A 7,699-nucleotide genomic window follows, 5' to 3' on the forward strand; every position below is an offset into this window, starting at 1 on the left:
ATTCACCTGATTACTGAATGGTTGGGGTATCGAGTGGTTTATCTAGCGGAACATTCATCAACCGCAATGATTCCTGCATAATCTTAGCGAAGACAGGCGCAGCCACCAGACCACCGTAATAACGACCTTGTGGATTTTCCACCACAACAATAATCGCCAGACGCGGATCACTGACTGGCGCAACCCCTGCAAATAGTGCACGATATTCATTATTAGAATAGCCCTTACCATCTGCGCGTAGTTTATGCGCCGTTCCTGTTTTACCACCGACACGATACCCTGGAATATTGGCTTGACGTGCCGTACCACCTGGCATGGTAACCTGCTCAAGCATCAATAATACTTCATCGGCTATTTTAGGCGACAATACCTGCTCGCCTTTAGGGACTTCGTCTAACTTATGCAAGCTCAAAGGCATTTTCAGGCCGTGATTGGCAAGCATGGCATAACCTTGTGCTACCTGCAAAATGGTGGCATTTAAACCATAACCATAGGCCATCGTCCCCAATTGTGACGGATTTAGACGGTTAGCAGGTAATAATAGACCACTACTTTCGCCCGGGAATTTGACTGCTGAACGTTGTCCAAATCCAACACGACGAAAGAAGGTCGGTAAGGTATCTTTTGGTAAAGACAAGGCAATTTTGGCAGAACCTACGTTCGAAGATTTAATAATTACGCCACTCACCGTTAATGCACCGTAGTTATGCGTATCCCGAATGGTATGCCAACCCAGTTTCATCGAACCCGGCGAAGTATTGACGATCGTATTTGGGGTGTATTGTCCTGTTTCTAGCGCTGCTGAAACAGTAAATGGCTTCATGGTAGAACCTGGCTCGAACATATCAATCGCGCCACGGTTACGCATAGCATCTTTATTGGACAGACCCTTTTTGTCATTTGGGTTATACGATGGCCAACTGCTCATCGCCAAAATTTCACCCGTTTTCACATCGACTGCAATTGCAGACGCAGAACGTGCGTTGTTGGCCACGCCAGCTGCGGTGAGTTCACGATACATAATATATTGTAAGCGTGAGTCAATACTTAAGGTAACGTTTTCACCCGGCTGAACTTCTTTAATCACTTCTGAAATTTTGAGACGATTGCCGTGTTTATCACGAATGATTTTCTGCTCACCGTCAATTCCCGAGAGTTGTTTATTGAGCTGCATTTCCAGCCCTTCAATCCCTTTGCCATCATTATTGGTCAGGCCAATAATCTGTGCATTCGGCTGAGGCTGTGGATAGTAGCGCTTATAGTTTTTTTCAGTATAAACACCCTCAAAATTACGCTTTGAAATGATATCTGTCTGCTGTGGCGGAACTTCTTTTTTCAACACCAGATAACGTGAACGAGGACGGTCATTCATCATTTTCTTTAAACTGGCTCGATCCATACCCACAATATCTGCTAATTCATCCAGATTTAGATTCTTATCAGGCAGCTCTCGTCTTAAACGCCGCGCGTTTTCGGGTTCTTTTTTAATTTTTTCCGAAATCTCTTCATATTGTTTTTTAGCTTCAAAATAATCACGCGGATCAATCACCACATTCATAATCGGGGTACTAATCGCCAAAGGTACGCCATGCCGATCGCTAATCACGCCGCGCATCGCTTTTAACTGTTCAGTACGCAAAATATTGGCATTGGCTTTATTTTGTAAAAAGTCTTTATTTACTACCTGAACATAAAATGCCCGCGTCACCAAAACCACAAAACACAGGAATACCGTGAACCAAAGTAAATAAAAACGCCACATATCAAAAGCAAGGGTGGGCTTTTCAGTAATGGACTGCTGTTTTTTTCGTGTTTGCTTAATGCGCTTATCTACCATACAGCATGCCTTACTTTTTTTGCTCTGGAGTCATGGGTAATGAAATTACAACAGTTTGTGCAGCGGGAGGAGAAAACATCCGCAATTGGGTAACTGCACGGGTTCCAATTTGTGCTGTCGCGCCAAAAGTTTGCTGCTCAATCAGTAAACGTCCCCATTCTGCATTTAGATCATCTTTCTCACGCATATAAGTACTTAAATCACGATAATCATGTCGGTATTCAAACACCTGAAACACCACCATCATGGCACTAATAAACACCAGACTGATCAAGACTGCGTAGGTCACAACCTTCCTAAAAGTCGTTTTACGCGCGGACGGGAACTGTTCTTCTGTTTCCATGATTTGCCTTTTCATACTAATCGTTCGGCAACCCTCAGCCACGCACTACGCGAACGCGGATTGGATTTTACTTCTTCTTCACTGGCACGTAGTCGTGCAATTTTCTTTAAACGTCGTGTATCCACCTGCTTTTGGGGTAAACCCCAGCCCGTATCTTCCGCAAGCGTTGATTCTTTTTGAATAAACTGTTTAATCAAACGATCTTCTAAGGAATGAAAACTGATCACGGCTAGACGACCCTGTGGTTTTAACAACTCTACCGCTTGAGGCAAAAAGATTTCAATATCTTCCAGCTCTTTATTTATGGCAATTCGAATCGCCTGAAAAGTTCGAGTCGCTGGGTGCTTATGTTTTTCCCATTTAGGATGAGCCGTTTTGACCAATTCAGCCAATTGACCTGTGGTTTCGATGTACCCTGCCTGTTTAATCGCTTTGGCCAAACGACGACTATAGCGCTCTTCTCCATATTGATAAATAATATTGGCCAAGTCTTCTTCTTTAATGTCCAGCAACCATTCTGCGGCGGTTTGTCCCTGCGAATTGTCCATACGCATATCGAGCGGGCCATCTTGCATAAAACTAAAACCGCGCTCTGCCTGATCCAACTGCGGTGAAGATACGCCCAGATCGGCCATGATCCCATCCACCTGAGTAATCCCAATACGATTCAACTCAGTTTGCAGATCAGCAAAACTGGCATGAATAATTTGAAAGCGGGAATCACGCTGTGCTAACTCATGTGCAACAGACAAGGCTTGTGGATCTTTATCAAACGCATAAACTCGTGCATTGGCGTCTAATTTTTCCAGTAAAGCCCGCGTATGCCCACCGCGACCAAAAGTGCCATCTACATAAATTCCCGTATCACGTTCAGCCAGTAAGGCATCGACAGTTTCATGAAGTAAAACGGAAATATGTGACATAAGGACAAGATCATAAAAAGCTAAAAATTTAACTGCACATTATTACCTTGTTTTGGCAAAGCTCCAAACGACTTTTTGTTGGGAATTCTTATTTTTCATGGGCAAAACCGTTTTTTGGAGAATATTGCAGACAAATCAAGCCTACATGTTCGTTTTTACTCCCCCCACACGCTTTAAAATGTATTTTAAATTATTTTTTTCACACAAAAACCGATCTCAGCCTGAATGCTCAGATCGGTTGTTTAGAATTCATTCATGAGTCCCTTTTATTTTTCTCTATGGAAGAAAAATAAAAGTGGGTTTAAATAATGATGGAAAAGTCTTTTATATATCAAATCTTAAGGTTTTTCTGCCGAGATTTGGTCATAAATCGCGCCATTTACAAAATGGGTTTTCTGCGCTTTAGCCCAACCGCCAAATACATCTCCAATGGTAAACAATTTAATTTTTGGGAACTTGCCCGCATATTTGGCTGCGGCTTTGGCATCACGTGGTCTAAAATTGTATTTCGCTGCCAGATCCTGCCCCAGTGGCGAATATAAATAATTCAAATAACCTTTGGCTAAATTACGATTGCCATCTTTATCGACGGTCTTATCGACAATCGCCACAGAAGGCTCTGCCAAAATAGAAATAGAAGGATAAATAATCTCATACTGCTCCTTACCTGAACCCTGCTGAGTTGCCAGTAAGGCTTCATTTTCCCACGACAGTAACACATCGCCAATGCCACGTTCTGCAAAGGTCGTCAGGGAACCTCTCGCACCTGAGTCTAACACCTTCACATTATGATAAAGCTTTTTGACGAGCTCACGTGCCTTGGCATCATTGCCACCCGGCTGCTTCAAGGCATAACCCCATGCAGCCAAATAAATCCAGCGTGGTGCTCCGCCTGTTTTGGGATTTGGTGTAATAATTTCTACACCTGGTTTGGTCAGATCATTCCAGTCTTTAATTTGCTTAGGATTGCCCTTGCGAACCAGAAAAACGATGGTCGAAGTATACGGTGCTGAATTATGGGGAAACTCTTTTTGCCAATTTTTCTTGATTAAACCCACATTGGCAATTTCATCAATATCATTGGCCAGTGCTAACGTCACCACATCGGCTTGTAAACCATCAATCACCGCACGCGCCTGTTTGCCTGATCCGCCATGTGATTGTTTAAAGTCGACATCTTGTCCTGTACGCTTTTTCCAATATTCACCAAAACTTTTATTATATTCCTGATAAAATTCACGGGTTGGGTCATAAGATACATTCAAAAAAGAAGTGGCTGCATATACTACGCTTGCACTTGTCCCCAACCATGCCAGTAATACTGTGGATAAAATCTTATTCATTGTCATCTCTTAAATTTGTTTTTATTTACTATATTTTAATATAAATTTTTTACAATCAAACACTTATATAATATTTTCAGAAATATATCGCATTATATGCTAAACTAGAAAATATATAATTTGATACACTTTATTTTAGGCAAAATGACTTTGCTTAAAATTTTTCATACTTTATTCATATTTCTTTGTTACAAGATAGTTGTAGCATTAAGTATCCTTAAAGGGATATCTTGATTGATATTTTTATACTTTTGTAAAAATTGTGACATAAGTCGCATTTTTATTATATATTTATAGCCGAATCGTAATTATTTTAGTTTACATTTGTTGTAGACTTGCAGTTCAGCAATAAAAATAGATGCATGCTGGGGGATGTTTGCATGAAAATGCAGTTAATTAAAGTACTTGGTTTAAGTTTAAGTTTGGGACTTTTTTCCCAGTTAAGTACTGCTGCCGTCATTAAAGACACTCAAATCAAGCCGAATGAAAAAAATTCATTGATTGAAAAGGCACTGGATCAACAAAAACGTAATCTCTCGTCATTACCAACGACAGATGATGAAATTAAAATGTTGAACACAATTCGTGTTGCACCAAGCCAAAACTTTTTTGCGACTCAACATCAGCGTTTTTCTCGTTTTGTTCAGTCTTTTTTTCAGCCGCATAATTCTTAATTTTTGTTATAGCTGATTAAATTTCACAAAAAGCCTCGCGATTTTTGACTCAAATAATGGTCAAGACGCTAGGCTTTTTCCGTTATACTAAGTCCAATTCCTTTTTTTATTTTATTTTTAAATGATGAAAGTCCGTACGCGTATTGCTCCATCTCCTACTGGTTTCCCGCATGTTGGAACCGCTTACATTGCCTTGTTTAATCTATGTTTTGCCAAACAACATGGTGGTGAATTTATTCTTCGTATTGAAGATACCGATCAGCTTCGCTCTACGCCTGAATCAGAAAAAATGATTTTGGATTCGCTACGCTGGTTAGGTCTTAATTGGGCGGAAGGTCCAGATATTGGCGGTCCACATGCACCCTATCGTCAATCAGAACGCATGGGGATTTATAAGCAATATGCGTTGGATCTGATTGAAAAAGGTCATGCATTTTATTGCTTTGCAACTGCTGAAGAGCTGGATCAAATGCGTGCTGAACAAATGGCGCGTGGTGAAACACCAAAATATGATGGCCGCGGTTTAAAACTCTCAAAACAAGAGGTTGAACAGCGTTTGGCTGCGGGAGAACCGCACGTCATTCGAATGAAAGTGCCCGAAGAAGGAACTTGTCGTTTTAATGACTTATTACGGGGTGAAGTCGAAATTCCTTGGGCGCAAGTAGACATGCAAGTTCTGTTGAAAACGGATGGCTTACCTACTTATCACCTTGCGAATGTGGTCGATGATCATTTGATGGAAATTACCCACGTGTTACGTGGTGAAGAATGGCTACCATCTGCACCGAAACATCAATTGCTTTATCAATATTTTGGTTGGGAAATGCCAGTGCTGTGTCATATGCCACTGTTGCGTAATCCTGACAAATCAAAATTATCCAAACGCAAAAACCCGACCTCGATTAACTATTATCGAGATATTGGTGTATTACCAGAAGCCTTGCTGAATTATTTGGGTCGTATGGGTTGGTCGATGCCAGACGAGCGCGAAGTGTTTACTTTAGACGAAATGATCGAGCATTTTGATATTCAACGTGTATCTTTAGGCGGGCCAATTTTTGATGTAGAAAAACTTAACTGGCTCAATGGTCAATGGATTAAATCCCTGACACCAGGACAACTGCTTGATCGGTTACTGGCATGGAAAAATGATCGCAACACATTGGAAGAAATTGCGGCTGCCATTCAACCGCGAATTCATTTATTGTCTGAAGCGGTCAATTGGGCTGGTTTTTATTTCAATCATATGCCCAATATTACCGCAGAGATGTTTGAAAGCAAAAAACTGTCACAAGAACAAGTTCGCCAAAGCCTACAGTTTGCCATTTGGCGACTGGAAAGCCAATTCACGTGGAACAATGAGACAGTGAGTCAGATTTTGATGGATTTAGCCAATCAAATGGAGATTAAACTGCGTGACTTTATGCCTGCGTTCTTTATTGCGATTGCAGGTTCAACCAGTTCTACACCTGTGATGCAGTCTATGGTCACGATTGGCCCTGATTTAACCTTTGCTCGTTTGCGCCGCGCACTAGAAATTTTAGGTGCACCAAGCAAAAAAGAGCTTAAAGTCTGGGAAAAACTCAATGAATCGCTAAAATTGCCGAAAAATGATGCAGTTGATGAGGCATAATTGATTTTTTTATTGACGCATTCACACAATAGCCCTAATATGGCGCTCACACAGACTGGGGTCATAGCTCAGTTGGTAGAGCGCTACAATGGCATTGTAGAGGTCAGCGGTTCGATCCCGCTTGGCTCCACCAAATCTTAGAATGTGTTGCCTCATAAGTCCCTATCGTCTAGAGGCCTAGGACATCGCCCTTTCACGGCGGTAACCGGGGTTCGAATCCCCGTAGGGACGCCAAATTTCTAAAAAGCCGCTGCACAGACAGCGGCTTTTTTATTGTTTTTATTTGAGCTACGCTTGGTTAAAATAGAGAAAATAAAATTCTGGAGCATTTATGCAGTACCGTTGCCCAAAATGTCAAAGTGTTAAAATTATGCCTGTCGGGCAAGGTGGAACATCTGCTCGTCCAGTGATTCCGAAAAGTTTGGTGATCTTGCTGCCTGCGATTTTTATTTTATTATTTTTAGTCCTCATGAGTATTGGCATGTGGATTTTTGGTAGTGGTGCAGGACCAAAACTACAAATTGCAACCGTTGTGGTTTTTGTGGTCACAGCAGGTGCGGGTCTCATGTTTTGGCGTGATCTACCCAACTTTAAACTGAGCATGCAGGCATTCATGCAATCTCAAAAGCACTGGAAATGTCGTGAATGCCATCACGAATGGCAAATCTAACTGATTCTTGACTGATCGAAATTAAAAGCCATTTCAATGTGAATGGCTTTGGGTCTCATGATCATGTGTTGTATCGTGTTCGTGCTCATGTACAACACATTCATCTTCTTCAATTTGCAGGGTAATTTCAGAAATGCCATGCTGATGTGACAGCATTTCATAAGCATTTCGATAGAGTTGATTCCGATCCGCGTGTGGTGCAAATAAATGTACCGTAAGATGTACATTCTTGGATGTAATTGCCCAAACTTTCAGTTGGTGAATACTTTCTACACC

Annotated in this window: 7 protein-coding genes, 2 tRNA genes and 1 pseudogene; 5 read left to right on the forward strand and 5 right to left on the reverse strand. The window is 41.4% G+C overall.

Annotated elements, in window-relative coordinates:
* Nucleotides 1–10: 10 nt before the first annotated feature.
* From ftsI to JR005_RS03835, 4 genes are all read right to left on the reverse strand, one after another.
* The gene (ftsI, locus tag JR005_RS03820; protein ID WP_004991774.1) at nt 11–1,837 is read right to left on the reverse strand and encodes a penicillin-binding protein PBP3; all 1,827 of its coding nucleotides are present in this window, start codon (nt 1,835–1,837) and stop codon (nt 11–13) included.
* A 10-nt stretch (nt 1,838–1,847) separates the two neighbouring features.
* Nucleotides 1,848–2,180 carry a cell division protein FtsL gene (locus tag JR005_RS03825; protein ID WP_004991776.1) on the reverse strand — a complete coding sequence of 111 codons (333 nt, stop codon included), beginning with the start codon at nt 2,178–2,180 and terminating at the stop codon, nt 1,848–1,850.
* Nucleotides 2,181–2,191: 11 nt separating this feature from the next.
* Nucleotides 2,192–3,103, reverse strand: coding sequence for a 16S rRNA (cytosine(1402)-N(4))-methyltransferase RsmH (gene rsmH / locus JR005_RS03830; protein ID WP_218665584.1), 912 nt, complete (start codon nt 3,101–3,103; stop codon nt 2,192–2,194).
* A gap of 338 nt (nt 3,104–3,441) precedes the next feature.
* Complete coding sequence (locus JR005_RS03835) at nt 3,442–4,446, reverse strand: sulfate ABC transporter substrate-binding protein (protein ID WP_004991779.1); 1,005 nt, start codon at nt 4,444–4,446, stop codon at nt 3,442–3,444.
* Between the two features lie 380 nt (nt 4,447–4,826).
* Here JR005_RS03835 and JR005_RS03840 point away from each other — a divergent pair, with 380 nt between their 5' ends.
* The 5 genes from JR005_RS03840 to JR005_RS03860 all read left to right on the forward strand — a co-directional run bounded on the left by JR005_RS03840 (nt 4,827) and on the right by JR005_RS03860 (nt 7,423).
* A complete protein-coding gene (locus tag JR005_RS03840) occupies nt 4,827–5,120 on the forward strand; it encodes a hypothetical protein (protein WP_004994395.1) in 294 nt (97 codons plus the stop codon).
* Nucleotides 5,121–5,244: 124 nt separating this feature from the next.
* The gene (gltX, locus tag JR005_RS03845) at nt 5,245–6,753 is read left to right on the forward strand and encodes a glutamate--tRNA ligase (protein ID WP_218665794.1); all 1,509 of its coding nucleotides are present in this window, start codon (nt 5,245–5,247) and stop codon (nt 6,751–6,753) included.
* 57 nt (nt 6,754–6,810) lie between these two features.
* Nucleotides 6,811–6,886, forward strand: a tRNA-Ala gene (locus tag JR005_RS03850).
* A gap of 25 nt (nt 6,887–6,911) precedes the next feature.
* Nucleotides 6,912–6,987 (forward strand) — tRNA-Glu (locus JR005_RS03855).
* Nucleotides 6,988–7,084: 97 nt separating this feature from the next.
* Nucleotides 7,085–7,423: a zinc-ribbon domain-containing protein gene (locus JR005_RS03860; RefSeq protein WP_120370144.1), complete on the forward strand. Its 339-nt coding sequence runs from the start codon at nt 7,085–7,087 to the stop codon at nt 7,421–7,423.
* Between the two features lie 33 nt (nt 7,424–7,456).
* On the opposite strand, the pseudogene JR005_RS03865 reads toward JR005_RS03860, so the two are convergent.
* Nucleotides 7,457–7,699: pseudogene (locus JR005_RS03865) on the reverse strand (cation transporter); the annotation flags it as partial.

Source organism: Acinetobacter sp. Colony158 (assembly GCF_019264745.1).
Taxonomy (GTDB): Bacteria; Pseudomonadota; Gammaproteobacteria; order Pseudomonadales; family Moraxellaceae; genus Acinetobacter; species Acinetobacter ursingii.